General features: G+C 68.8%; 29 protein-coding genes and 1 tRNA gene. 14 read left to right on the top strand and 16 right to left on the bottom strand.

Features of this window, described 5'->3' with window-relative positions; translation table 11 throughout:
• Positions 1 to 6: 6 nt before the first annotated feature.
• The 9 genes from fabF to ACIBKY_RS27905 form a co-directional block, all read right to left on the bottom strand.
• Positions 7 to 1239, bottom strand: a complete 1233-nt coding sequence (gene fabF / locus ACIBKY_RS27945) for a beta-ketoacyl-ACP synthase II (protein WP_397100957.1) — start codon at positions 1237 to 1239, stop codon at positions 7 to 9.
• 38 nt (positions 1240 to 1277) lie between these two features.
• On the bottom strand, positions 1278 to 1514 hold the full coding sequence (locus ACIBKY_RS27940) for an acyl carrier protein (RefSeq protein WP_184974352.1): 237 nt from the start codon (positions 1512 to 1514) through the stop codon (positions 1278 to 1280).
• 90 nt (positions 1515 to 1604) lie between these two features.
• Complete coding sequence (locus ACIBKY_RS27935) at positions 1605 to 2561, bottom strand: beta-ketoacyl-ACP synthase III (protein WP_397100955.1); 957 nt, start codon at positions 2559 to 2561, stop codon at positions 1605 to 1607.
• Positions 2558 to 3454 (bottom strand): ACP S-malonyltransferase, encoded by an 897-nt coding sequence (locus tag ACIBKY_RS27930; RefSeq protein WP_397100953.1) that lies wholly within the window; start codon positions 3452 to 3454, stop codon positions 2558 to 2560. The genes ACIBKY_RS27935 and ACIBKY_RS27930 overlap by 4 nt, the downstream gene beginning before the upstream one ends.
• A gap of 103 nt (positions 3455 to 3557) precedes the next feature.
• The gene (locus ACIBKY_RS27925; RefSeq protein WP_397101325.1) at positions 3558 to 4682 is read right to left on the bottom strand and encodes a PucR family transcriptional regulator; all 1125 of its coding nucleotides are present in this window, start codon (positions 4680 to 4682) and stop codon (positions 3558 to 3560) included.
• Positions 4683 to 4746: 64 nt separating this feature from the next.
• The gene (locus tag ACIBKY_RS27920) at positions 4747 to 5178 is read right to left on the bottom strand and encodes a DUF350 domain-containing protein (protein ID WP_379609537.1); all 432 of its coding nucleotides are present in this window, start codon (positions 5176 to 5178) and stop codon (positions 4747 to 4749) included.
• Between the two features lies 1 nt (position 5179).
• A complete protein-coding gene (locus ACIBKY_RS27915; protein ID WP_397100951.1) occupies positions 5180 to 6322 on the bottom strand; it encodes a glutathionylspermidine synthase family protein in 1143 nt (380 codons plus the stop codon).
• Between the two features lie 3 nt (positions 6323 to 6325).
• On the bottom strand, positions 6326 to 6733 hold the full coding sequence (locus tag ACIBKY_RS27910) for a hypothetical protein (protein WP_397100949.1): 408 nt from the start codon (positions 6731 to 6733) through the stop codon (positions 6326 to 6328).
• A gap of 1 nt (position 6734) precedes the next feature.
• Complete coding sequence (locus ACIBKY_RS27905; RefSeq protein WP_397100948.1) at positions 6735 to 7109, bottom strand: hypothetical protein; 375 nt, start codon at positions 7107 to 7109, stop codon at positions 6735 to 6737.
• Between the two features lie 115 nt (positions 7110 to 7224).
• Between ACIBKY_RS27905 and ACIBKY_RS27900 the strand changes: the two genes are divergently transcribed.
• From ACIBKY_RS27900 to ACIBKY_RS27890, 3 genes are all read left to right on the top strand, one after another.
• A complete protein-coding gene (locus ACIBKY_RS27900; protein ID WP_397100946.1) occupies positions 7225 to 8247 on the top strand; it encodes a PHP domain-containing protein in 1023 nt (340 codons plus the stop codon).
• 83 nt (positions 8248 to 8330) lie between these two features.
• Complete coding sequence (locus ACIBKY_RS27895) at positions 8331 to 9059, top strand: helix-turn-helix transcriptional regulator (RefSeq protein WP_397100944.1); 729 nt, start codon at positions 8331 to 8333, stop codon at positions 9057 to 9059.
• A gap of 77 nt (positions 9060 to 9136) precedes the next feature.
• Positions 9137 to 9499, top strand: a complete 363-nt coding sequence (locus ACIBKY_RS27890) for a VOC family protein (RefSeq protein WP_397100942.1) — start codon at positions 9137 to 9139, stop codon at positions 9497 to 9499.
• Positions 9500 to 9619: 120 nt separating this feature from the next.
• Here the strand turns inward: ACIBKY_RS27890 and ACIBKY_RS27885 are convergent, their stop codons facing one another.
• Together ACIBKY_RS27885 and aceE are read right to left on the bottom strand one after the other, a co-directional pair.
• Entirely contained in the window at positions 9620 to 11107 is a 1488-nt protein-coding gene (locus ACIBKY_RS27885) for an alpha/beta hydrolase (protein WP_397100940.1), read from the bottom strand.
• A 169-nt stretch (positions 11108 to 11276) separates the two neighbouring features.
• Positions 11277 to 14024: a pyruvate dehydrogenase (acetyl-transferring), homodimeric type gene (aceE, locus tag ACIBKY_RS27880; protein ID WP_397100938.1), complete on the bottom strand. Its 2748-nt coding sequence runs from the start codon at positions 14022 to 14024 to the stop codon at positions 11277 to 11279.
• A gap of 812 nt (positions 14025 to 14836) precedes the next feature.
• On the opposite strand from aceE, the gene ACIBKY_RS27875 reads away from it, so the two are divergent.
• From ACIBKY_RS27875 to ACIBKY_RS27845, 7 genes are all read left to right on the top strand, one after another.
• On the top strand, positions 14837 to 15019 hold the full coding sequence (locus tag ACIBKY_RS27875) for a DUF1918 domain-containing protein (RefSeq protein WP_184974625.1): 183 nt from the start codon (positions 14837 to 14839) through the stop codon (positions 15017 to 15019).
• 10 nt (positions 15020 to 15029) lie between these two features.
• Entirely contained in the window at positions 15030 to 15437 is a 408-nt protein-coding gene (locus ACIBKY_RS27870; protein ID WP_397100936.1) for a secondary thiamine-phosphate synthase enzyme YjbQ, read from the top strand.
• A gap of 119 nt (positions 15438 to 15556) precedes the next feature.
• Positions 15557 to 15985: a DUF3052 domain-containing protein gene (locus ACIBKY_RS27865; RefSeq protein WP_184974631.1), complete on the top strand. Its 429-nt coding sequence runs from the start codon at positions 15557 to 15559 to the stop codon at positions 15983 to 15985.
• A gap of 28 nt (positions 15986 to 16013) precedes the next feature.
• Complete coding sequence (locus ACIBKY_RS27860; RefSeq protein ID WP_397100934.1) at positions 16014 to 16457, top strand: peroxiredoxin; 444 nt, start codon at positions 16014 to 16016, stop codon at positions 16455 to 16457.
• Positions 16454 to 16780: a hypothetical protein gene (locus ACIBKY_RS27855; protein ID WP_397100933.1), complete on the top strand. Its 327-nt coding sequence runs from the start codon at positions 16454 to 16456 to the stop codon at positions 16778 to 16780. The genes ACIBKY_RS27860 and ACIBKY_RS27855 overlap by 4 nt, the downstream gene beginning before the upstream one ends.
• Before the next feature lie 79 nt (positions 16781 to 16859).
• Positions 16860 to 17801 carry an ROK family protein gene (locus ACIBKY_RS27850; protein WP_397101323.1) on the top strand — a complete coding sequence of 314 codons (942 nt, stop codon included), beginning with the start codon at positions 16860 to 16862 and terminating at the stop codon, positions 17799 to 17801.
• Between the two features lie 16 nt (positions 17802 to 17817).
• Positions 17818 to 17889 (top strand) — tRNA-Val (locus ACIBKY_RS27845).
• Here ACIBKY_RS27845 and xerC read toward each other — a convergent pair.
• Genes xerC through ACIBKY_RS27830 form a run of 3 tightly spaced genes read right to left on the bottom strand, consistent with a single transcriptional unit; the run spans position 17863 to position 20764 of the window.
• On the bottom strand, positions 17863 to 19107 hold the full coding sequence (xerC, locus tag ACIBKY_RS27840) for a tyrosine recombinase XerC (protein WP_397100931.1): 1245 nt from the start codon (positions 19105 to 19107) through the stop codon (positions 17863 to 17865). The two genes, ACIBKY_RS27845 and xerC, sit on opposite strands and share 27 nt — an antisense overlap.
• Complete coding sequence (locus ACIBKY_RS27835; RefSeq protein WP_397100929.1) at positions 19104 to 19304, bottom strand: helix-turn-helix domain-containing protein; 201 nt, start codon at positions 19302 to 19304, stop codon at positions 19104 to 19106. Before ACIBKY_RS27835 ends, xerC begins: the two co-directional genes overlap by 4 nt.
• Complete coding sequence (locus ACIBKY_RS27830) at positions 19301 to 20764, bottom strand: replication initiator (protein WP_397100927.1); 1464 nt, start codon at positions 20762 to 20764, stop codon at positions 19301 to 19303. Before ACIBKY_RS27830 ends, ACIBKY_RS27835 begins: the two co-directional genes overlap by 4 nt.
• A gap of 108 nt (positions 20765 to 20872) precedes the next feature.
• Here ACIBKY_RS27830 and ACIBKY_RS27825 point away from each other — a divergent pair, with 108 nt between their 5' ends.
• Entirely contained in the window at positions 20873 to 21736 is an 864-nt protein-coding gene (locus tag ACIBKY_RS27825; RefSeq protein WP_397100925.1) for a GntR family transcriptional regulator, read from the top strand.
• Between the two features lie 762 nt (positions 21737 to 22498).
• Here ACIBKY_RS27825 and ACIBKY_RS27820 read toward each other — a convergent pair.
• The gene (locus ACIBKY_RS27820; RefSeq protein WP_397100923.1) at positions 22499 to 22816 is read right to left on the bottom strand and encodes a hypothetical protein; all 318 of its coding nucleotides are present in this window, start codon (positions 22814 to 22816) and stop codon (positions 22499 to 22501) included.
• Positions 22817 to 22938: 122 nt separating this feature from the next.
• Between ACIBKY_RS27820 and ACIBKY_RS27815 the strand changes: the two genes are divergently transcribed.
• Together ACIBKY_RS27815 and ACIBKY_RS27810 are read left to right on the top strand one after the other, a co-directional pair.
• The gene (locus tag ACIBKY_RS27815; protein WP_397100922.1) at positions 22939 to 24162 is read left to right on the top strand and encodes a helix-turn-helix domain-containing protein; all 1224 of its coding nucleotides are present in this window, start codon (positions 22939 to 22941) and stop codon (positions 24160 to 24162) included.
• Positions 24163 to 24190: 28 nt separating this feature from the next.
• Positions 24191 to 24667, top strand: a complete 477-nt coding sequence (locus ACIBKY_RS27810) for an NUDIX domain-containing protein (RefSeq protein WP_397100920.1) — start codon at positions 24191 to 24193, stop codon at positions 24665 to 24667.
• Between the two features lie 199 nt (positions 24668 to 24866).
• Here ACIBKY_RS27810 and ACIBKY_RS27805 read toward each other — a convergent pair whose 3' ends face one another.
• Positions 24867 to 25571, bottom strand: coding sequence for a LysR substrate-binding domain-containing protein (locus tag ACIBKY_RS27805; protein WP_397100918.1), 705 nt, complete (start codon positions 25569 to 25571; stop codon positions 24867 to 24869).
• A 55-nt stretch (positions 25572 to 25626) separates the two neighbouring features.
• Between ACIBKY_RS27805 and ACIBKY_RS27800 the strand changes: the two genes are divergently transcribed.
• A complete protein-coding gene (locus ACIBKY_RS27800; RefSeq protein ID WP_397100916.1) occupies positions 25627 to 25998 on the top strand; it encodes a DUF5997 family protein in 372 nt (123 codons plus the stop codon).
• Positions 25999 to 26082: the final 84 nt, after the last annotated feature.

Raw genomic sequence — 26082 nt, 5'->3', positions numbered from 1 at the left:
AACTCCTCAGTGCGATGCGAACACGACGGTCACGTTGTGGCCGCCGAAGCCGAACGAGTTGTTCACCGCGGCGATGTCGCCGTCGGGCAGCGCGCGGTTCTGGCCGTAGACGAGATCCACTTCGATGCCGTCGTCGACGTCGGAGAGGTTGATGGTGGCCGGCACGATCCGGTCGCGCATGGCCTTGATCGTGAAGACGGACTCGATGCCGCCCGCGCCGCCGAGCAGGTGACCCGTCATCGACTTGGTCGAGGTCACCAGCGGGTGGGTGCCGATCGCCTTGGCGATGGCCACCACCTCGCCCACGTCGCCCGCGGGCGTCGAGGTGGCGTGCGCGTTGACGTGCCTGACGTCCAGGCCGCTCACGCCCGCGTCGCTCATGGCCTGGGTCATCGCCTGGATGATGCCGCGGCCGTCGGGCTCGGGCTGGGTGATGTGGTGGGCGTCGGCGGAGTAGCCGACGCCGGCGGCGTAGGCGTAGACGCGCGCGCCGCGGGCGCGGGCGTGCTCCTCCGACTCCAGGACCACGATGCCGGCGCCCTCGCCGAGCACGAAGCCGTCACGCGCGCGGTCCCAGGGGCGCGAGGCGCCCTGAGGGTCGTCGTTGCGCGTGGACATCGCGCGGGCGGCGGCGAACGCGGCGATGTTGAGGCCGTGGATCGCGGCCTCGGTGCCGCCGGCGACCACGACGTCGGCGCGGCCGGAGCGGATCATGTCCATCGCGTAGCCGATGGCCTCCGCGCCCGAGGCGCAGGCCGACACCGTGGCGTGCACGCCGGCCTGAGCCTTGAGGTCGAGGCCGATCCACGCGGCGGGGCCGTTGGGCATGAGCATCGGCACGGTGAAGGGCGAAAGGCGGTTCCAGCCCTTCTCCTTCCACGTGTCGTAGGCGGACAGGGTGGTGCTGATGCCGCCGATACCGCTGGAGACCACGACGCCGAGCCGCTCGGGAGCGACCTCGGGCGCGCCCGCGTCCTGCCACGCCTCACGCGCGGCGACCAGCGCGAACTGCTCGCTGCGGTCGAGTCGCCGGGCCTCGGGCCTGGGCAGGACCTCGGCTGGGTCAACCGCCGCCTTGCCCGCGAACTTCACGGGGACGTGGTCGACCCAGTCCTCGGTGAGAGTCTCCACACCAGACTGACCGGCGAGGAGCGCCGACCAGGTTGAGGTGACGTCTCCACCGACGGGCGTGGTCGCGCCGAGCCCGGTGACGACGACACGTACCCGGTTTGCACTCACGTGTTTACGCTCCTTGTCGATCAGAGGAAGAGGGCGGTTCAGCCCTGGATGTAGGTGAGGACGTCCTTGACCGTCTTCAGGTTCTTGAGCTGGTCGTCGGGGATCTCCACACCGAACTCGTCCTGAGCGGCCACGGCGATCTCGACCATGGACAGGGAGTCGATGTCGAGGTCGTCCACGAAGTTCTTCTCGGGAGTCACGTCCGAGGCCGGAATGCCGGTGATCTCGTTGATGATCTTGCCGAGGCCTTCGAGGATCTCCTGCTCGGTCGCCATGTCGCTAGTTCTCCTTCTGAGTTTTCTGGATTCTGTACGGCAGCGCCGCACAAGCCTTTGCGTGCCGGTACGGCGCAGCCGTACCGGATCCTACGGAATCTCGATGACCTGACCCGCATAGGTCAGCCCGGCGCCGAACCCGAGCAGCAGGGCGAGTCCGCCGGAGCGGACCTCCCCGCGCTCGATCATGCGCGAGAGCGCCATGGGGACCGAGGCCGCCGAGGTGTTGCCGGCGGTCACGATGTCGCGGGCGATGGCCGCGTCCGGGGCGCCGATCTTGCGGGCGATCGCCTCGATGATGCGCAGGTTCGCCTGGTGGGGGACGAAGGCCGACAGGTCGGCCGGGTCGACCCCGGCCCGCTCGCAGGCCTCCTTGGCCACCGGGTGCAGGGTCGTGGTCGCCCAGCGGAAGACCGTCTGGCCCTCCTGGCGCAGGAAGGTGTCGCGCTCGTCGATGATGATCGCGTCGGACTTGTCGCCCGAGCTGCCCCACACGACGGGGCCGATGCGCGGCACGTCGGACGGGCCCACCACGGCCGCGCCCGCGCCGTCGGCGAAGATCACGGCTGTGGAGCGGTCCGTCCAGTCGACCCACTGGGAGAGCTTCTCCGCGCCGATCACCAGCACGTTGCGCGCGGCGCCGCCGCGGACGGCGGCGCTGGCGGTGGCCAGCGCGTAGCAGAAGCCGGCGCACGCGGCGTTGACGTCGAACGCGCCCGGCGAGTGGATGCCCAGGCGGTGCGCCACGATGGCGGCCGCGTTGGGGATCTGGGTCTCCAGGGTGCAGGTGGCGACGATGACCAGGTCGATCTCGTCGGCCGACAGACCGCTGGCCGCGAGGGCCTTGCCGCCGGCCTGGGTGGCCATGTCCTCGAGGGACTCCTCGGGACCGGCGACCCGGCGCTCCTTGATGCCGACCCTGGACTGGATCCACTCGTCGTTGGTGTCCATGGTCTTGGCCAGGTCGTCGTTGGTGACGATGCCGGCGGGCTGGTAGTGGCCGAGGGCCAGAATCCTGGCTCCCGGTGCGGCGTCGGGAATCCTCACTTGATCAGCTCCCTGGCAGCGTCGAGGTCGTCCGGAGTCTTCAGCGCCACGGTCTGAACACCGCGCATGCCACGCTTGGCCAGCCCGGTCAGCGTGCCGCCGGGCAGCAGCTCGATCATCGTGGTGACGCCGAGCTCGGTCATCGTGGCCATGCAGGAGTCCCATCTGACGGGGTTGCTCACCTGGTTGATGAGCCGCTCGACGAAGTCGGCGCCACCCGCGACGACCTGTCCGTCGGCGTTCGACAGGAGTTTCACCCGCGGGTCGGCCGGGGTGATCGCGGCGGCGCTCTCGCGCATCGCGGTCACGGCCGCGGCCATGTGGCTGGTGTGGAACGCGCCGGCGACCTTCAGCGGAATGAGCCGGGCGCGCGCCGGCGCCTGCTCCTTCAACGCGGCGAGTTGCTCAAGTGTTCCGCCGGCGACGATCTGGCCGGCGCCGTTGATGTTGGCGGGGGTCAGGCCGTGCTCCCGGAGGGCGGCCAGGACCTCTTCCTCCACGCCGCCCAGGATGGCGGTCATGCCGGTCTCGGTGATGGCGGCGGCCTTGGCCATGGCCTGGGCGCGTACGCGGACCAGGTCGAGCGCCTGCTCGGCGCTGATGACGCCGGCGAGCGCGGCGGCGGCCAGCTCGCCGACGCTGTGGCCGGCCAGCAGGTCGGGGCTCGCGCCGAGCGCCTCGGCCGAGGCCAGCGCGGTGGCCACGAGCAGTGGCTGGGCGACGGCGGTGTCCTTGATCTCGTCCTCGCCGGCGGTGGTGCCGTAGGCGATCAGGTCGATGCCCGCGACGTCGGACCACGCGGCCAGGCGGTCGGCGAGTCCGGGCAGCTCAAGCCAGGGTGTGAGGAAGCCGGGTGACTGGGCGCCTTGGCCCGGAGCGACGAGTACAAGCACGAATTCCACGATGCCCTGTAGAAGTTCGACACGCGGATGGAGATCCGTACGAACTTTGTCCAGGCGGTTTTGTAGGAACTCTACAGCGGCGGTAACAGCCGCGTTACGTTAGGGCTCGCCAGGTTACCGCGCTCTCCGACAGGCGTCCAAGAATGAGCCCGACCTGCAGCGTGAAGGCCGATCTGCCCTCGGTCGGCTGGTACCCGGTGAGTTCGGTGATCTTCTTCAGCCGGTACCTGACGGTGTTGGGGTGGACGAACAGCAGCCTGGCCGTCGCCTCCAGAGAGGTGCCCTGTTCGAGGTAGGTGGCGAGGGTGTCGAGCAGCGGCGTGCCGGCCAGCGGCAGGTAGACGTTCTCCACCAGCTGCCGCCTGGCGTCGTCGTCGCCGTCGAGCGCGCGCTCGGCCAGCAGGTCCTCGGCGTGTACGGGACGGGGCGCGTCCGGCCAGCCCGAGGAGGCCTTGAGCCCGGCCAGCGCGGCGCTGGCGGAACGGGCGGCGGCGTGCAGGTCGGGCACCTCCGGGCCGATCACGATCGGGCCCTCGCCGAAGCGGGCCACGACCGGCCTGGCCGCCTCCTCGACGCCCTCCGCGCCGCCCACGATCACGATCAGCCGGTCGGCCTGCACGCCCGCGAGCAGGTCCATGCCGATGCGGCGGCCCTTGTCGCGCAGCCCGTCGATGACCGCGCGCGGGTCGCCCTCGGGGGCGCGCCCGGCGATGACGACGACCGGCGAGGAGGTCCAGCCGAGCGCCGCCGCCCAGGAGTGGAGGCCGTCGTCGACCTCGCCACGCACCAGGGCGTCGACGATCAGCGCCTCCAGGCGGGAGTCCCAGGAGCCGCGGGCCTCGGCCTCGCGGGCGTAGACGTGGGCGGCGGCGAAGGCCACGTCGCGCGTGTAGCGGAGCATGGCCTGCTGGAGCTGGTCCTCGCCGCCGGGGGCGGCCAGCTGGTCGGTCTGCGTCTCGACGACCTCGACCACGGCCCTGATGATGTCGACCGTCTGCTGGAGCGAGATGACCCGTTTGAGCTCGCGCGGGGCCGTACCGAAGAACTCGATGCTGGGGGTGGGGCGTTTCTCGTCGGCGTGCTGGAACCACTCGACGAACGCGGCGATGCCCGCCTGCGCCACCAGCCCGACCCAGGATCGGTCCTCCGCGCTGAGCGCGCGGAACCAGGGCAGCCGATCGTCCATGCGCGCCATGGCCGCGGTGCCGAGGGCGCCCATCGCGCGCTCAAGCCGCCGTGTGGTGTCTTCCCGGGTCGTCACCCTTCTAGGGTGCCAGGTCGGTTCAGATGACCGCGACGGCGGTGATCAGGCCGATCGCCAGATGGGTCACCGCCAGCAGACGGGCGCCGGGCTGCAACTCGGGCTCCTTGACCAGCTCACGCACCTCGATGCCGACAATCTTGTCGAACACGAGCATCGCCACCGTCTGTACGGCGATGCCGACCAGACCGAAGACCGCGGTGGTGGCCAGGCCCTCGACGAGGCGGCCGCCCGACGCCCAGATGGAGGCGGCCACGATGAGGCCCACCGCCGCCAGGCCCGAGGTGGTCAGGAGGGTGGCGTTGGGGTTGCGGTCGGTCTTGATGATCTGGCTCAGCTTGCCGGGGATGGCCAGGTCGATGACGTAGAAGCCGACGATCATCAGGATGACGCCGAGCGCGGCGTAGGAGGCGATGAATCCGGCGCCGCGGGCAAGGGTTTCGAGAAGGGTCACGTCAGCTCGCTATCCGGTGAGGTACGAAGGAGGAGGTGTCGTCGGTGATGTAGCCGGTGGTCTCCCGGATGCCCAGGCCCGCCGACTCGTCGGCGACGACCCAGGCGCCCAGCACGGGACGCTGGCCGTCGAAGACGGGCAGGGCCTCGAAGCCCTGGTAGACGTAGCCTTCCGCGCCGTAGCTCCCGGTCGTCTCCTGGCCGCCCGTGGGGGTCACGATGCGCATCGAGGCGCCTTCCCTGCCGAGCAGCGGCTTGGCGATGTAGGACGACATCTCGCGCGGCCCGTCGAGGTAGGCGGGCAGCAGGTTCGGGTGGCCGGGATACAGCTCCCACAGGAGCGCCAGCAGCGCCTTGTTCGACAGCAGGGTCTTCCACAGGGGCTCGATCCAGGTGGCGTGCCGTACCGCGTGCCTGCCGAAGTCGTCGGCCAGCATCCACTCCCACGGATAGAGCTTGAACGCCGACCGGATCCACCGCTGCTCCAGATCCACGAAGCGGCCGGCGCCGTCCCAGCCGATGTCCTCCATGGCGATGGCGACGGTGGGACGTCCGGCCTGCTCGGCGGTCTCCTGCAGGTAGGCCAGCGTCATCGCCTCCTCGCCGGTCTCGTCCATGTTGGTCCAGGCGAAGTGGGTGGGGCCGGGCGGCAGCCGCAGTTCCTTCCAGCGGTCGATGAGCCGCTCGTGGACGGAGTTCCACTGGTCGTCATCGGGGTGGGTGTCCTTCAGCCAGAACCACTGCACCACCGACGACTCCACCAGCGAGGTGGGGGTGTCGGCGTTGTACTCCAGCAGCTTGGCCGGGCCCGTCCCGTCGTAGCGCAGGTCGAAGCGGGCGTACAGGTGATCGTCGCGCCGCTCCCACGAGCGTGCGACGTCCTCGCGCGCCCACCCGGGAATGGCGAAGTCGGCGTAGCGGCCGGTCGAGACCACGTGCTCGACCGCGCTCAGGCACATCTGGTGGAGCTCCTCGACCTGCGACTCCAGCTCCAGGACCTCGTCCATGGTGAAGACGTAGTGGGCGGACTCGTCCCAGTAGGGCCGGCTCAGTCCCGCCGGGTGCGCGGCCCGGTGGTAGGCCAGGCCCTGGCTCTCGATCGTCTTCTCCCACCCGTCGCGGGGCGTGCCGGTCTCGCGTCGCACCGCTCAGCCTCCCACCGTCGTACGCCCGCCGAAGCCGTCGCGCGAGATCCGTCCCGACTTGCCGATCTCGTCGCCGCCGCGGGTGGTGATGTAGGCGCCGCGCGGGCGCCGGGTCGAGCCGTCGGTGACGTGGCGCTTGGTTCTGGTTCCGCCGTAGTACCACATGTACGTGCCGTGCCTGCCCGCTCCGTCGCACTTCTCGTCGCCGGCCACCGTGTAGCGGCCGTCGTCCTCGCTGTCGCGCACCACGCAGTGCGCGGTGACCTCGGCCTCTTCGTCGTCCTCGTGAACGGTCACGGGCGACCGCTCGTACACCGGAGGCGGTTCCTGCGCGCAGGCGCCGAGCATCAGGACCGACAGCGTGGCCACCGCGCCGATCGAGACGTTCTGGGAGGCCAGCCGCCGGGTCACGTCAACTGCCCCCGCTCCAGCGGCTGCCGAAGCCGCCGCGCTGGATGGACTTGCCGTCGCGGCTGCTGATCGTGACGTTGGAGGGCCGGATGGTGCTGCCGCCGTGGACCAGGGCGCCGTTGCGGGTGCCGCCGTAGTACCAGTGGTAGGCGCGGTAGGCGCCGCCGGAGGAGTAGTGGTCGTCGTCGCAGTAGTCGTCGTCGACGACCTCGTAGGATCCGCTGTTCAGGCTGGTGGCCTCGACGCAGTCGGCGGTCACGTCGTCATCGCCCTGAGCCGCGCAGTACCCGACCACCACGACCGACACGATGCCGATCACGGTCAGCGTGATCACCTTGGAGGACTTGCCTGGGCGGGCGGCTGGCGGGGCGGTCATCGAGCTCCAGATCTATGGTGGCCAGTAAGCCTATCGATGCTGTTTGTCCGCTTCAATCTCTATAAGTCATCGCTTTCAAAACGCTTGAGCCCCTGGTTGGGGTATTTGTCTATCTATGGATCCGGTGCAGGCTCTACGGGACATCGCCTTCCTCCTGGAGCGGGCGGGCGAGCCGACCTATCGCGTGCGCGCCTTCCGCCGCGCCGCCGCCGTCGTCGCGGACCTGCCCCCGGGCGAGCTGGTACGGCTGGCCGAGTCGGGAGCCCTCGCCGGCCTTCCCGGCATCGGCAAGGTCACCGCGCTGGCCGTCACCGAGGCGCTCGCCGGGCAGACGCCCACCTACCTGCGGCGCCTGCAGGCCACCGAGGGCAGCGACCTGGACGCCGACACCGCCGCCCTGCGTGCCGCGCTCAGAGGTGACCTGCACAGCCACTCCGACTGGTCCGACGGCGGCTCGCCGGTGGAGGAGATGGCGGCCGCCGCCAAGTCGCTCGGCCACGAGTACCTGGCGCTGACCGACCACTCGCCCCGCCTCACCGTCGCCAACGGCCTGTCGCCCGCCCGGCTGAGGCGCCAGCTCGACCTGGTGGAGCGGCTCAACGAGGAGCTCGCGCCGTTTCGCGTCCTGACCGGCATCGAGGTGGACATCAACACCGACGGCACGCTCGACCAGGAGCCCGAGCTGCTGGAACGGCTCGACGTCGTAGTCGCCAGCGCGCACTCCAAGCTGCGCATGAACCGCTACGAGATGACCCGCAGGATGGTCACCGCTATCGCCAACCCGCACGTGGACGTGCTCGGCCACTGCACCGGCCGCATCGTCAAGGCCGGGACCAAACGGGGCGGGCTGCGGCCGGAGTCGGAGTTCGACGCCGAGCTGGTGTTCGAGGCGTGCAGGCGGTTCGGGGTGGCGGTGGAGATCAACTCGCGGCCCGACCGGCTGGACCCGCCCAAGCGGCTGATGCGGCAGGCGTACGAGTGGGGCTGCGTGTTCTCGATCGACTCCGACGCGCACGCGCCCGGTCAGCTGGACTGGCAGCGGTTCGGGTGTGAGCGGGCTGCTTTGTGCGGGATCGAGCCGGAGCGCATCGTCAACACGTGGCCACTGGATCGGCTGCTGGAGTGGACCCGCGCGTGACCACCTGGCGGTGAGGTCAGAAGAACCTGCCCCGAAGTGCGGGAACCCCGAGTTTGTCGGTGCTGCGGCGTACCGTCGGGATCGTGAACCGGACTGATCGGCTCTACGCCCTGGTGGAGGACCTGCGCGCGATCGCCCCCAGATCCCGTTCGGCGAGGGAGCTGGCCAAGCGGTTCGAGGTGAGCGCGCGTACCATCGAGCGCGACATCCTGGCGCTCCAGGAGTCCGGCGTGCCCATCTTCGCCTCGACCGGCCGCAAGGGCGGCTACGCGATCGACAAGAAGATGTCGCTGCCGCCGCTCAACTTCACTCCGCCGGAGGCCGTCGCGATAGCGGTGGCGTTAAGCCGCGCCGGCGACGACCAGCCCTTCGCCCAGCAGGCCCGCAGCGCGCTGCGCAAGGTCGTGGCGGCCATGCCGGGGCCCGAGGGCGAGCTGGCCAGGGAGCTGGCGCGGCGGGTGCGGCTGATGGCGCCCGCCGACCCGCCCGAGGAGATCCTGCCGCTCGGCGGCGAGGGCGTCTCGCGCGCCATCGAGGACGCGCTGCTGCGCCGGCGCGTGCTCAGCCTCGACTACGTCGACAGGAAGGGCGCCCTGACCACCCGGGAGGTGGAGCCGGGGGTGTTCCTGGGCGGGCGCGGCGGCTTCTGGTACCTGGTGGCCTGGTGCAGGCTCCGCGACGACGTGCGGGTCTTCCGCCTCGACCGCATCGCGGCCGCCGCCGTCACCTCGGAGAAGGCGCCGGAGCGGCCGCTCGAAGGCTTCGCCACGGACGTACCGGAGATGATCGTGCGCGGCACCACAATCGACTAGTCATTCGAAAACACCGACATAGGGTTGTCGTATCCATGTTTTATCGTTTTCTTGTTCGAAAGACAGAGGAGGACAACGTGGATAACACCGTCACCTGGTTCGAGGTGGCCACCGACGACCCCGACGGAGCCGAGCGCTTCTACGGCGGGCTGTTCGGATGGACGTTCACGCCCGGCGGGGGCGACGCGATGGACTACCGCATGATCAGCTCCGCCGGGGCGGAGCGGCCCGCCGGCGGCCTGTTCAACACCAAGGGGGAGTTCCCCGCCCACGCGGTCTTCCACGTCCAGGTCGCCGACGTCGACGCCGCCTGCGCGCAGGCCGAGTCGCTGGGCGGCAAGGTCGTCACCAAGGTCATCGACGACGGGACGGGCACCGACTTCGCCTACCTGCGGGACACCTCGGGCAACCAGTTCGGCGTGTTCCGCCAGAGGGGCTGACGCGACGGCCGGGCACTTCGCGGCGCTTCCCCCGCCGCCCCGCCCGGCCGGTGGCGCCGGTCACCACCCGCCCTGGGCACGCCGCCTCCCGCCGAACGGCGGCGCGCCCAGGGCCATGCTCTACCGCTCGCAGGTCGCGTTCTTCTGCGGGACCGTGCCCTGCAGCAGATAGCCGTCCACGATGCCCTTGACGCACTGGCTGCCCGACAGGTAGGCCCCGTGCCCCTCACCCGTGTAGGTGACGAGCGTGGCGGTCTTGAGCTGTTCGGTGAGCTTGGGCGCCCATTCGTACGGCGTCGCCGGGTCGCCCTTCCCGCCCACCACCAGGATGGGCCCCGACCCGGTGGCGTCCACGTGCCTGGCCTCGTCGCTGCCGGCCACCGGCCAGATCGAGCACAGCTGCCCGGCCCCCGCGCTCCCGAACAGCGGCGAGATCTTCAGGGCGGCCGCCTCGGTCCGGTCCAGCGTCGCCCTGTCCGGGCGCTCCGCGCTGTCGACGCAGGTGATGGCGGGGAAGCTGGTCATCTGGGTGGTGTACTTGCCGTCGGGCGTGCGGCCCGTGTAGGAGTCGGCGAGGTACATGAGCGCCTCGCCCTCGCCCTTCATGGCCTGGCTGACGGCGGTCTCCAGGAAGGGCCAGGTCAGCTCGGAGTACAGGGCCGCTGCCACGCCGGTCGAGGCCAGGCCCTGGGTGAGGTCGCGGTCGCCGACCTTGAGCGGCTTCTCGGACAGCTCGGTCATGAGCCGGTCCACGTTCTTGTTGCCCGCCTCGACGCTGCCGCCGAGCTCGCAGCCCTCCTTCACGCACGCCTTCAGGAAGCTCTCGTAGGCCTTCTGGAATCCGGCGGTCTGGACGAGGGTGCGCTGCTCGAAGGTGACGGTCGGGTCGAGGGGGGCGTCCAGGACCATCCGGCCGACGTTCTTCGGGAACAGGGTGGCGTAGACGCCGCCGAGGAGCGTGCCGTACGACATGCCGAGGTAGTGGAGCTGCGCGTCGCCGAGCGAGGCGCGCATGCGGTCCATGTCGCGGGCGGCGCTGACGGTGCCGACGAACGGCAGGATCTTGCCGGAGTCCTGCTCGCACAGGCTCGCGAACTTCTTGTTCGCCTTCGTGCTGGCCGCGTTCGTCTCGGCGTTGGCGGGCAGCGTGTTCATGGAGGTGAACGTGTCCATCTCCGCGCTGTCGCCGCATCGCACGCCGGAGCTGCGCTCGACGCCGCGGGGATCGAAGCTGACCAGGTCGTAGCGGGCGTTCAGCGTGCCGAACGACTTGGCCGCCTGGGCCAGCGTGTCGACGCCGGAACCGCCGGGGCCGCCGAAGTTGAACAGGAGCGAGCCGATCCGGTTGGCCTTGTCGGTGGCCGGGACGCGGATCAGCGCGATGTCCAGCTTTTCGCCGTCCGGCTTGGTGTAGTCGAGCGGGACGGACAGTTTGCCGCACTGCTGGGTGGCGTCTTCCTTGGCGGGCGGCTGGCCATCGGGACGGACGATGTCCGTGCAGGCACCCCAGTTGATCTTCTCCGGGGGCGCGACGGCCTGCGGCTCCGCGGTGCTGGTACAGGACGTGGCCAGCACGGAGAACGTGACGACGGCAAGAACACGGCGCATATAAGGCATTCCCCTCGTGTCGCAAGGGGGAAGTAGAGCCCACAATACGCGAAAAGGGGGAGGCGGCACGCACCCCTCCTGAACGTGCCGCCTCATCTTCTCTCACGAAGGTGAGGGCCGAATATGACGGCGCTCCCGGAAAAAACTTCCCGGGAGCGCCAGATCGTCGTCAGACGCCCATGGACTCGGCGTCGTTGCTCTCCGCGCCACCGGCCTCAGTGACGCCGTTCTTCAGGTGGTAGCGGGCGATCGCCTCGCGCAGCACCTCGCCGTCGAGCTCGCCACGCTTGACGAGCCGCGTGAGTACGGCCAGCGTGATCGAGGCCGCGTCCACGTGGAAGTGGCGGCGCAGGGCCGAGCGCGTGTCCGACAGCCCGAACCCGTCGGTGCCCAGCGAGCTCCAGTCACCCGGCACCCACTGCGCGATCTGGTCCTGCACGGCCTTCATGTAGTCGCTGACGCCCACGAACGGCCCCTGCGCGCCGGACAGCTTCTGCGTGACGTACGGCACGCGCTGCTCGGCGTCCGGGTTGAGCAGGTTGTGCTCCTCGCAGGCCAGCGCGTCGCGGCGCAGCTCCGTCCACGAGGTCGCCGACCAGACGTCGGCCGACACGCCCCACTCCTCGGCCAGCAGGCGCTGGGCCTCCATGGCCCACGGCCCCGCCACGCCCGAGGACAGGATGTTGGCCTTCGGCCCCTGCGTCTGAGGCCCCTCGGCGAACTTGTACAGGCCCTTGAGCAGCCCCTCGATGTCGAGGTTCGCCGGCTCGGCGGGCTGGATGTAGGGCTCGTTGTACACGGTGAGGTAGTAGAAGATGTTCTCCTGCTCCTCGCCGTACATCCGGCGCAGACCCTCCTTGACGATGTACGCGGTCTCGTAGGCCCAGCTCGGGTCGTAGGAGACGGCGGCCGGGTTCGTCGAGGCGATGAGCGGCGTGTGACCGTCCTCGTGCTGCAGGCCTTCGCCGTTCAGGGTGGTCCGGCCGGCGGTGGCGCCCAGCAGGAAGCCGCGCGTCATCTGGTCGGCCATCTGCCACATCTGGTCGCCGGTGCGCTGCCAGCCGAACATGGAGTAGAAGATGTAGATCGGGATCATGTGCTCGCCGTGCGTGGCGTACGACGTGCCGGCCGCCGTGGCCGAGGCCATCGAACCGGCCTCGTTGATCCCCTCGTGCAGGATCTGGCCCTGCTCCGACTCCTTGTAGGACAGCAGCAGTTCCCGGTCCACGGCCTCGTAGGTCTGGCCGTGCGGGTTGTAGATCTTGGCGCTCGGGAACATGGCGTCCATGCCGAACGTCCGCGCCTCGTCCGGGATGATCGGCACGAACCGCTTGCCGATCTCCTTGTCGCGCATGAGGTCCTTGAGCAGGCGGACGAAGGCCATCGTGGTGGCCACCTGCTGCTTGCCGGAACCCTTGGAGAACTGCCGGTAGACCTCGTCGCCGGGCAGCTTGACCGGCTTGGCGCGCAGGACCCGCTTGGGCAGCACGCCGCCGAGCGCCGCGCGGCGCTCCTTCATGTACTCGATCTCCGGGTCGTTCTCGCCCGGGTGGAAGTACGGCGGCAGGTCGCCTTCCAGAGCCGAGTCCGGGATCGGCAGGTACAGCCGGTCGCGGAACTCCTTGAGCTCGGCCTTGGTCATCTTCTTCATCTGGTGCGTGGCGTTGCGCGCCTCGAAGTCCTTGCCCAGCGTCCAGCCCTTGATGGTCTGGGCGAGGATGACCGTCGGCTGGCCGACGTGCTCGCGGGCCGCCTTGAACGCCGCGTAGACCTTGCGGTAGTCGTGGCCGCCGCGCGACAGCTTGCGGATGTCGTCGTCGGTCAGGTGCTCGACCATCTTGCGCAGGCGCGGGTCGCCGCCGAAGAAGTGCTCGCGGATGTACTCGCCCGACTCGACCGAGTACGTCTGGAACTGGCCGTCAGGCGTCGTGTTCATCTGGTTGACCAGCACGCCGTCGACGTCGGCGGCCAGCAGCGGGTCCCAGTCGCGGCCCCAGACGACCTTGATGACGTTCCAGCCGGCGCCGCGGAAGTAGGACTCCAGCTCCTGGATGATCTTGCCGTTGCCGCGTACCGGGCCGTCGAGGCGCTGCAGGTTGCAGTTGATGACGAACGTGAGGTTGTCGAGCTCCTCACGCGCGGCCAGGCCGATCGCGCCGAGCGACTCGGGCTCGTCCATCTCGCCGTCGCCCAGGAAGGCCCAGACGTGGCTGCGGCTGGTGTCCTTGATCTGGCGGTTGATCAGGTAGCGGTTGAACCGCGCCTGGTAGATCGCGCTGATCGGGCCCAGGCCCATGGACACCGTGGGGAACTCCCAGAAGTCCGGCATGAGCCGCGGGTGCGGGTAGGAGGGCAGGCCGTGGAAACCGTGGCTGAGCTCCTGGCGGAACGCGTCGAGCTGCGCCTCGTTGAGCCGGCCCTCCAGGAAGGCGCGGGCGTAGATGCCCGGCGCCGCGTGTCCCTGGAAGAAGACCTGGTCGCCCGACTCGCCGTGGTCCTTGCCGCGGAAGAAGTGGTTGAAGCCGACCTCGTACAGGGAGGCGGCCGAGGCGTAGGTGGCGATGTGGCCGCCCACGTTGGTGCGCGCGTTGGCGCGGGAGACCATGACCGCCGCGTTCCACCGGATGTAGGCCCGGATGCGGCGCTCGACGTGCTCGTCGCCGGGGAACCAGGGTTCGCGCTCCGGCGGGATCGTGTTGAGGTAGTCGGTGCTGCGCAGGCCCGGCACGCCGACCTGGTGCTCGCGGGCGCGCTCCAGCATGCGGAGCATCAGGTAGCGGGCGCGGGTGCGGCCCTCCGCCTTGACGACGTTGTCGAGCGACTCGAGCCACTCGTTGGTCTCGCTGGGGTCGACATCAGGCAGCTGGCTGGGTAGGCCGTCGCTGATGATCGAGAAACGCTGGCGTCCGGAAGCCACTGGGTCTCGCCTTCCGAGGTCTGATGTCTGGGTCGTGGGTCGCCTTCCATCCTGGTCGCTTGCCGTAGAAAGTGCATCTCTACTCACGAGTAACCAGGACGTCCCTGCTGGCAGGGACCCAAGGGGTGGCCTAGACCACCGATGGTAGGACGAATCGCCACCACAGGTTACATCGGCCCGGCAATTTAACAAGACTAGAAAAGCTACGAGATTTCCCGATTTGCCACCCCGAATCGTGATGGCCCGCTACGGGGGTCGGCGCAGAGCTTAGGACACCCCCTTTCCGGACCGGCGGCCGGGCGAAACCGACGGGGTTGTGGTGGGCGGGCGCACCCTTCAGGTCTACCCCCGGGAGATGGCGCGCCAGTGGAGAAACACTTGTGCCCCCCTCAAGCCCCTCGGCCACCCCGCTCCGGGCATGCCACCCAACCCGCCACCCTGCGCGCCAGGCCCCCGCCCGCCACCCTCCCCGCGCGTCAGGCCCGCTCCACCGAAGCCCTGGATGTAGGCCGGGCGGGAGGTGGGGGATGGCGAGAGGTGGGAGGCGGGGCCGTGGGAGGTGGGCGACGAAGGGTCGTGGCGGCGGGGACCACGTCCGACGTGAGAAGCGACCCCCACGATCGGCGCCCGCCCACGACGGCGGGTGGCGTGGGGCGGCACCGCCGTAACGGAAAGGCAAGGGGTTGATCTTGGGAGAAGCAGGGGGTTGATCTTGAGGGAAGTAACGTTTGGGTCAGGATTGCGGCGCGCTCTGATGGGAGTGCCGGTCGCACCTCTTTCCCAAGCGCGTCTGCCGTACCAATGTGTGAAGTATGAACGCGACGGTAGGCGACCGGCTCCTCATGCACGGGAACACCGTTGGCGAAGGGGACCGGCGCGGAGAGATCATCGAGGTTCGCGGGACGGAAGGCGGGCCGCCGTACATCGTACGGTTCGACGACGGGCACACGGGGCTGGTGTTTCCCGGCCCTGATGCGGTCGTTGTGCCTCAGTAGGATTTCCCGTGTGGAATCCCAGATCATCTCGCTGACCACCGGGTCACGCGAGACGGTGCACGACATCACCCCGCAGTGTGCGGAGTTCGTGCGTGAGCAGGGCGGCGAAGGGCTTTTGCATGTCTTCGTCCCGCACGCGACCGCCGGGGTGGCGCTGATCGAGCTCGGCGCGGGCAGCGACGACGACCTGTTGTCCGCACTGGCCGATCTGCTGCCCGCCGACGATCGCTGGCGGCACGCGCACGGTTCGCGCGGCCACGGACGGTCGCACGTCATGCCCGCGCTGATTCCGCCCTATGCGACGGTGCCGGTCCTCGGGGGACGGCTGGCGCTGGGAACCTGGCAGTCGATCGCGATCGTTGACCTGAACGTCGACAACCGTGAACGCCATGTTCGTCTGTCGTTTTTGTCGGGTTGATTCGGACGGTCCTGTCGCCGTACCCGTGGCGACCGTTGACGACTGAGGGTCACAGCGTGTGGACTGTCCCGAAGCGATAAACCGCAAAATGCGGGGCCACTCAAGCAGGAGGGATAAACGTGAGCGCGACCGCGGGTCAGGCGCAGGGCGAGCGCGGCCTGGCCGAACGACTCGGCCTCAAGCCGGGTCAGGTGGTGCAGGAGATCGGTTGGGACGAGGACAGCGACGAAGAGCTTCGCTCGTCAATCGAGAACCTGACCGGCAATGAACTGCTCGATGAGGACAGTTACGACGTCGTAGACGTGGTGCTGATGTGGTGGCGCGACGGTGACGGCGATCTCTTCGACGTTCTGAGCGACGCCATGCGATCACTCGCAGAGGGCGGCCAGATCTGGCTGCTGACTCCCAAGGCCGGTCGCGACGGCCATGTGGAGCCGAGCGACATCGGGGAGGATGCCGCTACCGCGGGCCTTTCGCAGACGAGCAGCATCTCCGCCGCACCCGATTGGTCGGGGACCAGGCTCGTCGGCCCCAAGGGCCGACGCTAGGGAGCAGTGCGCCTGCCATGATGGCTGTGTGAACCCACTGGTAGGCGCCCTAGCTCCCGACTTCGAACTCCAGGACCAGCACGGCGCCCCGGTCAAGCTCTCCGCCTTCCGGGGCCGCGAGGTCGTGCTGGTCTTCTACCCGCTGGCCTTCAGCAACGTCTGCAACAGCGAGTTGTCGGCCTTGCGGGACTTTGTCACGGACGCGCAAATTCTGACTGTCTCCGTGGACTCTCTTTTCTGCCATCGTGCATGGGCGGACCAAGAGGGCTACACATTCCCACTGCTGTCGGATTTCTGGCCACACGGACAGGTCGCGCGGGCGTACGGTGTATTCGATGAGCGGAAGGGGCTCGCGCAGCGGGGGACCTTCATCATCGACGGTACGGGCGTGGTCCGCTGGTCGGTCGTGAACCCGATCGGCACGGCGCGCGACGTAGCCGACTATGCCAAGGCACTCGCCGAGATTTCGTGACAACGGAGGATGCGATGCCCTGCTACAACTGCGGGGCCCGGCAGACCGACCCGGTACGCGGCGCGAGCCCCTGGAAGCGCGGGGTGCGCGACGAGTCCCAGGTGCTCATCTGCCCGGACTGCCAACGGCTGCACGACCTCGACCTCGACACGTGCGGCACCTGCGGGTCCAGCGCGTTGATCTGCCGGTTGGGTGAGGTCGAATGCCGCTCGTGTGGTTCCGTTCGGCAGGCGCGATCGGGGGATCAGCTGGTGCCAGAATCGCCGCCCGGCCTGTCGGCCGAGGTCGAGGCCGCTCTGAACCGGGTGCTGGGCCGGGCGTGACGGCGGTGGTTGTCTCGGGGCGGCCACATTTTTTCCGGACATATGCTGAGCTGCGCTATCGTCTCCTTTCGTGTCCGCAATGAGTTCGTTCGTCGTCGCGCTCGACGTCGGTGGCACGTCCATGAAGGGCGGCCTGGTCAGCGAGTCCGGCGTGGTGCTCCTCACCGAGCGCCGCCCGACCCCCCGCGAGGAGGGGCCGGCCGCCGCGGTGACGGCGATCCGCGACTTCATCAGCCATCTCGCCGCATCCGGTGACGGCATCCCGTCCGGGGTGGGCCTCGCCGTACCCGGGCTGGTGTCGGAGAACTCCGCGGTCTACTCCGCGAACATCGGCTGGCGCGACGTGCCCGCCGCCGACTTCACCGTCCTCGATGTTCCGGTACGGCTCGGCCACGACGTCCAGACCGGCGGCCTGGCGGAGAACGTCCTGGGCGCCGGGCAGGGGGTGGACGACTTCCTCTTCCTGCCGATCGGTACCGGAATCGCCGGAGCCCTGATCCTGCGCGGCGAGCCTTACGGCGGCTCGTCCGGATGGGGCGGCGAGATCGGCCACATCCCGGTCTTCCCGGACGGCGAGCAGTGCGCCTGCGGCCAGTTCGGCTGCCTGGAGACCTACGCGTCGGCCGCCTCCGTGGGCCGCCGCTACAGCCAGCGTGCGGGCCTGTCCGGCGTGAAGGCCGAAGAGGTGGTGGCCTCCGACGACCCCCTCGCCGTAGAGGTCTGGGACGAGGCGGTGGAGGCCCTCTCCCTCGCCCTGGCCACCTACACCCTCCTCCTGGACCCCAGCATGATCGTCCTGGGCGGCGGCCTGGCCGAGGCGGGCCCCGCCCTGTTCGACCCGGTACGCACCCGCCTCGTGAAGCGCCTGGCCTTCCGTGACGCGCCCCCGCTGGTGCCGGCGGCACTCGGAGTGGACGCCGGCATGCTGGGCGCGTCCCTGCTGGGCTGGCGCGCCGCCGGCCGCCCCGACCTCGGCCCCGGCTGGACGGTCAATGTGCGCTCGGCACCGTTGGTGTCGTAAGGTGTAGTGCCGTTCGGGACGATTAGCTCAGCGGTAGAGCACTCGCCTTACAAGCGAGGGGTCACTGGTTCGAACCCAGTATCGTCCACCTGGTCTTACACCTTCTTCCCGATCTTGTTTGCCGTTGCTGAGTGACCAACTGAGTGACAGAGCTCCGGAAGAGGCTGTCCATCTTCTCCGCGCCCTGTTGAATCACCGGGCGGATCTGCTTGCGGTACACGGTCTCGGTCACCACCGTGTTCCGGTGTCCCACGAGGCGCGAGATGTCCTCGATCGGCATCCCGGAGTCCGACAACAGCGAGACGAAGCTGTGCCGCATCTCCCGAGGCGTCCACTCCGAGCCGTTGAGTTCCGCCCTGTCGAGCACCTTGCGGAAGTCCCGCCGGACGTTGTGAGCGGTCATGGCGGTCCCTGTGGCCGTCCTGAAGACGAGTGGGGGCGGCACTGCCTCCTTCTTGGCGTGCAGCTCCAGGAGCGCGTCCACACACAGGCGAGGCAGCTTCAGAGAGCGACGGGACTTCACGGTTTTGGTGTCGCCCTTCCGCCGGACCGATCGCCATACGTAGACCGCGAACTGGTCGTGGTCCCATCCCGCCTCGGTGACGGGCCGCCACCTCTTGCGCTGCTTGTCGTAGGCGACCACATGCGTCCAAGTGAGCGCTCGGAGTTCTTCAGTGCGTGCCCCGATGAGCAGCGAGAGCAGGACGTAGGCCCGCATCCGCGCACCGGCCTTGAGGGCCTGCTCAACGACCGCCTGCGCCTGGTCGAGTGTGAGCGCCTTGGACAGACGCCCGCTACGGCCCTCCGGGACGTCGCAAAGATCGACAACGTTCCGCTTCACCTTGTCCCGCCGCATCGCGCTCTTGACGGCACGGTTGAGGATGCCGTGGATCAGCTTGAGCGAGCGTGTGCTCAGAGAGGACTTCTTGGCCGCGAGCCACTTGTCCACGTCCTCCACTGAAAGGTCACGGAGCTTCCGTCCGCCGAGAGCCGGGATCACGTGCGTCTCGGCGAACGTGGTGTACATCTTGATCGTGTTCTCGCTGCGCCCTTCGAGTCCGTGAGCGAGCCAGTAGCGCACGGCCTCCTTCACCGTGTAGTTCGTCGGGGCGATCACGAGCCCGTCCTCGTGATCCCGGATCATCGCCTTGAGCTTGGCCTTGGCTTCGGTCTTGGTCTTGCCGCTGGCCTTCTTGACGATGCGCTTTCCGGCGGGCGTGTAACCGACCGTGAGTTCGGCGATCCAGCGTTCCCGGGTTTCGTTCCAGTGGATGCCGCCTTCTCCCCTGCTACGGCGTGCGGTCATGATGCCTCCTTCTCCAGTAGGGCGATGTAGTCGTCGATGGCGGTGGCGGGGATGAGCCGGGTTCGGCCTTCGGTGACGGAGCGGAGCCGTCCTGAGCGGATGAGTTCGTAGATCACGCTGCGGCTGAGGCTGAGCAGGTGCATGGCTTCGCAGACGCGGTAGAGCCGCCGTTCCTGGGCGGGGCGGCGTGCTGTCATCCGTTCTCCCGCTCGGCCTTGATCTTGTGCGCGAGTTGGATGCGTTGGCGGATGTGCTCGGCCATGACGGCTTCGCCGGGTGAGTGGCCGATTCCGGCGAAGCGCCAGTGGGCCAGGACGAGCGTGGTGGCGTCGTCGAGGGCGGGGAGGTTGTGGCGGGTGCGGGCTTCGGACGCGCGGTGGAGTCGGCGGGCGGTGCGCAGGTCGGCGAGATTGATCGAGTAGGCGCGGCTCTTGCTGGAGAAGTGGCCCCGGAAGCCCAGCATGTGGGCCCAGGGGCGGAGCCGGAGCGGTGCGAACTCCGGGCGTGCGCCGAGGTCCCAGCAGGTGCGGATCATGCGGCGGGCGTGGTCGGTGACGGGCAAGGCATCGAGGCGCAGGCCGGGTTTGAGGCCGTTGCCGTGGCAGTGGGAGCAGGTGATCGTCCGGTGTAATCGGCCACGGCCGCCGCAGGCTCCGCAGGACAGGCGGTGATCGACGGTGCCGGAGGCTTCTGCGCCCTTGGTGGCGTACTTGGCGATGTAGCCCGCGACAGCCCGCTCACTCAGCCCTTCCGCGCTGGGGTCGAGCAGGATGGGCCGGATGTCGAGCTGGTCGCCCCAGGTCAGGTTCCACTGGCCGAGGTCGCTTGGCGGGGTGGTGAGCGCGACGTACCCGGCGGCGGAGGGGACGGCTCGCGTCAGCAGACCGTGATCAGCCCAGCCGGGAGGGGGCTGGTCTGGTCCGTCAGGGCCGTCCAGGCGGATGATCGCGTGGAAGTGCACGAGGCCGCGCCGCTGGTACTCGGCGACCTTGGCGAAGGAGACGCGGACCCGCTTGCCGAAGGCGCGTCGGCTCATTCCTGCCTGGTTGGCCAGTTCTTGGCGCATGGCCAGGGTGAAGCGGTGCCAGAGGGCGCCTGCGTGTGCTTGCCAGAGGACTGCGCCGGGGTAGTCATAGCAGTCGGGGCAGATCGGTTGGCCGAGTCGTTCGTCATGGGGTTCATGGTGGGTGTGGCAGCCGACGGCCCGGCCGTGGTCGCAGACGCGACCGTGCTTGCGGGGACGGCAGGCGCGCCCGTCGCGCCGGGAGTGCACCGGCCCGAAGGAGGGGGCGGTCAGCGTGACGAATGCCCGTGGATGGGCGCTCACGGTCTCCGGGACGCCCTTGCCGCCGGATAGTCCTGTCCGGATCAGGTGGAAGGTGTCGGCCTGGTAGAGCTGTGAGCAGGCGGGGCAGACCGAGGCGCGCCGGTTGCCGCAGGCGATGAGAAGGCGGCCGGATGGTTCGTCGTCGGTGGTGTAGAGGTGCAGGATCTCGCCGGTGCCTGTGTCCACCAGGGCCGATTCGCCGGACAGGTGGATCGGGTGGGCGCAGCCGCCGGTGGCCGCGACCATGGTGCGCCAGCGTGGGTAGCCGGGCGCGTTGATCACTCGTGCCAGGTCGGTCATCCAGTCGGGATGCCGTTCGTGCTTGCTCATGATCCACCTCCCCTATGCACGTCGTCCTGTACTACATGTTGACTTGCATGGCGCTGTTCGTCAACCTGTAGTACAAGTAGACCTGAGAAATCCGCGAGAGAGGCCACGATGGAGACCGACGAGAAGGACGCCCGCTGGCGCATCATCGCCACCGAGCTGCGTGCCGCCATCCTGGACGGCCGCTACTCACCCGGCGGGGCACTGCCCAGCGAACCCGAGCTGGTCAGGAGGTACGACGTCTCCCGCCCCACTGTGCGCAAGGCCATCGAGACCCTGGTCTCGGAAGGGCTCGCCTACGTCATGCGCGGACGCGGCTCCTTCGTCCGCCCCATGCCCGAGCGCCGAACCATCATCATCACCGACCGCGACCGGCCCGACCTGGCCGCACCCGGCAACCACCCCGACATCCAAGCCTTCGGCTGGGACCTGGCCACCCGCGACTCCGCCAGCCCGCTGTTCACCGGCGAAACGATCACCGCCAACCGCGACATCGCGATCATGCTGGGCGTCCGCTCCGGCCACCCCGTCATCCACCGCCGCAGCATGTGGCACCGAGGCCACACCGCCGTCATCCACGGCGCATCCGCCCGCCTGGAGATCAACTCCTACACCAACGCCGACATGCTCCCCGACTGGGACGACCCCAAGCGCCACGCCCAGTACCGCAAACGCCCCGGCTTCTTCTACCAGTCGCTCATCCGCGAGCACGGCCCCGTCCGATGGATGACCCTAACCACGGCCCGCATCGCCTACGAAGACGAACGCTCTGCCTTGGGCATGGACCACGCCGACGCCGTACTCGTCATCCGCCGCACCATGGCCCACGCCAACGGCCGCCCGATCGAGGTCACCGAAGTCAAAGCACCGGCCGACCGCTACGAGATCGCCTACCACCGCGAAGTGGCCAACGCTCCGGACATCGACCTCACGCCTCAAGAACTCAGCGACAACGGCATCGACCTGGTGATCTAGGAATCGACCTCAAGCTGGTTCAGAGTTTCTTTACGGGTTCAAGGGCTCGCTCCGCTCGCCGCGCCGCCGCCCGCTCCGGGCGGCCAGCGCGCCGGGCATGCGGCCTGGGGGCCGGTCCCGGCGCGCGCCGCCCACCGCTCCAAGGCGGCGCGACAACCCTTCAAGCCATGCACGGCAGAAGCCTGAATCATCAAGGCCGTTCCGTCACCGGCCTCCACCGCTACGCGGCCCCTACGGGATGCTTCGCATGGACGCCGGCCACTGCACTCCACGATCGATCACCCACGGGCCGAGGTCCGTACCCCCGCCCCCGATACCGCAGTGTTCGTGTCCCTCGGTCGGCGTCAACTCCGTCTGTACAGCACCCGCCGGACGCTCGCGTCCGGGAAGACGGAGTTGACACCTCGGTCGGGCCACACAGTCCGGCAGCCATCGGGGGCGGGGGAAGTGTGGCCGAGAGAGCCCCGCAAGGCATCGCCTATCGGACATACCCAGCGAGCAGCGCGCCCCAGGTCTCCCGCGTCCGCCTCAGCGACTCCCAGTCGGTCTCATGGATCTTCGCCACCGGCCCGCCTTGCACCGTGCGCCTGATGAAGGCCCGGCCACCCGCCAGGCACAACTCGTACACCGTCGCCCGACACGCGCACGTCCAATCCTCCACCCGAACCCGCCTCCCACTTGGACCCGCCACGTACCACCGCAGCCGCCCACACCCCTGGCGCATTGGCCTCACATGCGGACTCAGGCACTCGTCGAGGTGGGTCATGAGGCTTCACGCCTGGTTGGTGCACATGGCGGGTGAGCTTGCCGCAACACTCTGTGGCGCAGGGCGATACGTCTGGCAGCGGTCTCGGGGACATCCGCCGGACAAGCGGCATAGATACGCCGCCCGGACTCGCCGGACACGCTTCCGCTCCACCAGCGGTAGACCAGGCCGTCAGTCCAGATGACCAGGTCGATCCAGATCGAGACCAGGGCGAGGCCGTAACCAGCGTGGATGTCGGCCGCGATGCCGTGCGGTTCCAGCGCCCGGACCAGGCGTTGGGCGGCCCGTATCTCTCCCGGGACGACGTGGGTCATGGACATCTCCTCCCTCTGCGTGGACTGAGCGTCATCCAGGAGGGACAGTAGGTGCGCGTGCTGCGCAGGACCCGGAAGAGTTTTCCGGGGTCGGGTGCCAGGCCGACGTGAGGATGGTGGGCATGCGAGAAATGGCCAGCAACCTGACCCTCGGCCAGCGCATCGCCTGGTACCGGCGGCGACGAGGGCTCTCACAGGAGGTGCTCGCCGGACTGGTCGGCCGCACCACGGACTGGCTGAGCAAGGTGGAGAACGACCGTATCTCCCTGGACCGGCTCTCGGTCATCAAGGCGATGGCCAACGCCCTGGACGTGTCTCTAGGTGATCTCCTTGCCGAACCCAGCCTGTTCGAGTGGAGCGATGATCGGGGCAGCCGTTCGATCCCGGCGCTACGGGCCGCACTCACGGACTACCGGCAGCTCTCGCCGATGGCCGTCCGGATCGGGGAAGAGGAGCCGCCCCCTTTGGCCGAGCTCGCAAGCGAGATCGCGGAGGTGTGGAAGGCGTACCAGTCGTCTCAGTACACCAAGGTCGTGGAGCGTCTTCCGGTGCTCCTGGCGGAAGCCCATCATGCCGAGCGTTCCTCTCACGGAGACGCCCGGCATGCTGCCTTGGGAGTGCTCGGCCAGGTGTACCACGCCGCCGCCAGCATCCTGACGAAGGTAGGCGAGGCAGACCTGGCCTGGATCGCCGCAGAGCGAGGGCTGGCATACGCCCAGGAGTCACGCAGCCAGGTCGTGACCGTCTCGCTTCTGCGCTCGGTCACGCATTCTTTGCTGGCCAATGGCCGCTACGACGCCGCCATCCAGCTCACCAGTGACGCGGCCGCACTTCTTGATGACGACCTCCCCAAGGCCACACCGGACCTCCTGTCGGTATACGGCACGCTCTTCCTCGCCGGGTCCATGGCCGCCGCGCGAGCGGAGGACCGGACAACGACAAGGGCCTTTCTCGCCGAGGCGCAGGAATCGGCCACACGACTGGGCACCGACGCCAACCACGCATGGACCGCATTCGGCCCGACCAATGTCGCCATCCATCGAGTGGCCACAGCCATCGAGCTGGGAGACATCCAAGTCGCCATCGACATCGGTCCGAAGCTCGACACCAGTGCCCTCCCCATTGAGCGGCGCGTTCGGCACGCCCTCGCCGTCGCCCACGCCCTCAGTCTGTGGAACCGCACTGACGAAGCGCTCGCGACCCTGCTGGACGCCGAGAAAATGGCGCCCGAACAGGTCCGCTACCACTACCTTGGCCGTCAACTGGTGCTCTCCTGGATCAGAAGGCAGAAGTGCAAGCCGAGCTTCCAGCTCACCGACCTGGCGCGACGTCTGCGGATCGTATGACGGGGCGATGTCACGTAGGGTCTGATGGGTGAGCGATCACGACGCGCCGCCGTTCGCCCGAGCTTTGGCCGCAGCCGGAGTGCTGTTCTTCGACCGCGACGGCCGGGTCCTCCTGGTCCAACCCGCCTACAAGGAGCACCGCGACATTCCCGGCGGGTACATCGAGCCGGGAGAGACACCGTACGCAGCCAGTGTGCGCGAGGTACGTGAGGAACTCGGCATCGAGCCGCCGATCGGGCGTCTCCTCGTTGCGGACTGGGCACCCCATCCCGAGGAGGGCGACAAGATCCTCTTCGTGTTCGACGGCGGTGTGATCGACGAGGACACGCTCAAGCGGATCAGCTTCGCCGACAAGGAACTGACCGGCTACAGCTTCCACCCTGCCGACGAGCTGGACGGGTTGTTGATCGAGCGTCTTGCCCGCCGGGTCAGAGGCGCTGTGGCAGCCCGTGAGCAGGGCGAAACCGTCTATCTGGAGTACGGCCGAGCCGTCGCGGCCGAGTGACGAACTGCGTGACAATGGCCCCGGACACGGCTGGACGGCAGCGGACTCCCTCGGACCATAAGCCCAGGTGAGGGCACGAATCGGCGATGATCCGGCCCTCACCTGGTGTGACTTACAAGCGAGAGGTCACTGGTTCGAACCCAGTATCGTCCACCTGCCTAAAGAAGCCCCGTAGCGAGCATGCTGCGGGGCTTTCCGGTTAGCGTGGGCGGCGGGGTTTCTTGGTGTGGCCTGATGGTGTGGCGCGGCTCTGGGTGGGTTTTCTTGGTTTGCGCTTCGCCGGCTCCGGGGGCGTACGGCCGCGCGTGCTGTTGACCGTCCGGCCGCGGACGATGCCGATGAAGTCGTCCACCAGGTCGGTGGTCGCCTCTGTGGGCCAGGCCAGGGCGATCTGGGATTGGGGGGCGTCCGGGACCGGGCGGTAGGTGAGGTCCTTGCGGTGGTGGAGGCGGGCCAGTGACTGCGGGACCAGGAGAACGCCGGTGCCGGCCGCCACGAGTTCCACGGCTTCGGCCGTCGTGGCCGGGCGGGTGAAGGCGGGTTCGCCGGGCAGGGTGGTCCACTCGATGGTGTCGTCCAGCGGGTGCAGTACCTCTTCGGTGGACAGGTCCGCGACGGCGACCTCGTCGACCGCGGCCGCCGCGTGGTCCTTGGGCACGACCACCACGGTGGTCTCGACGTAGAGGGGGATCACGCTGAGGCCGTCGCGGTCGATCGGGAGGCGGACGAAGGCGGCGTCGGCGGCGCCTTCGCGCAGCAGGGGCACGATTTCGGCGGCGGTGGCCTGGAGCAGGGTGAGCGGCACCTCGGGCTTTCGCTCGGCCCAGATGTTGACCCATTTCGCGGGTGTCACCCCCGGCACGTACGCCAGCCGGAACCCCGTACCGTTCTCCCCACCAGTCACCCGCCCAGGGTACCGATGGCCGGAGACCACGTTCCGGGTGACTACCCTTGAGGCCATGACCTCGCCCAAGACGAAGACCACCCAGACGATGAAGCCCGCGACCGCGGCCAAGAAGCTGGGTGTCCTGCTCTCGGCCACTCCCGCCGAGTTTCAGGAGGGCGTCGTCTCCAGGGACGAGCTGAACGAGTTGCAGTCGAAGCCGCCCACCTGGCTCGCCGACCTGCGGCGCAACGGCCCGCACCCCAAGCAGGTCGTCGCGGCGAAGCTGGGGGTCTCCATCTCGGGCCTGGTCAGAGGCGGCATCGACGCGCCGTTGACCACCGCCGAGATCGAGGCGCTGAAGGTGGAGAATCCCGCGTGGCTGGAGCGCGAGCGTTCCCTCCAGGCCGAGGCCCGCAAGGAAGCCCTCCGCGTCAAGCAGGGCTGAAAGCCGCCGGTCTGATCTTCCTGACCAGGATCTCCCGCGAGCCAACCGGCACGCGGATCGGCGGTGCGCCCACGGCAGGTCCAC

The sequence above is a fragment of the Nonomuraea sp. NPDC050394 genome (assembly GCF_044459065.1).
In the GTDB taxonomy this organism is placed as follows: domain Bacteria; phylum Actinomycetota; class Actinomycetes; order Streptosporangiales; family Streptosporangiaceae; genus Nonomuraea.
The sequence above is the reverse complement of the archived record's forward strand: the minus strand, read 5'-3'. Positions and strand labels throughout refer to the sequence as shown.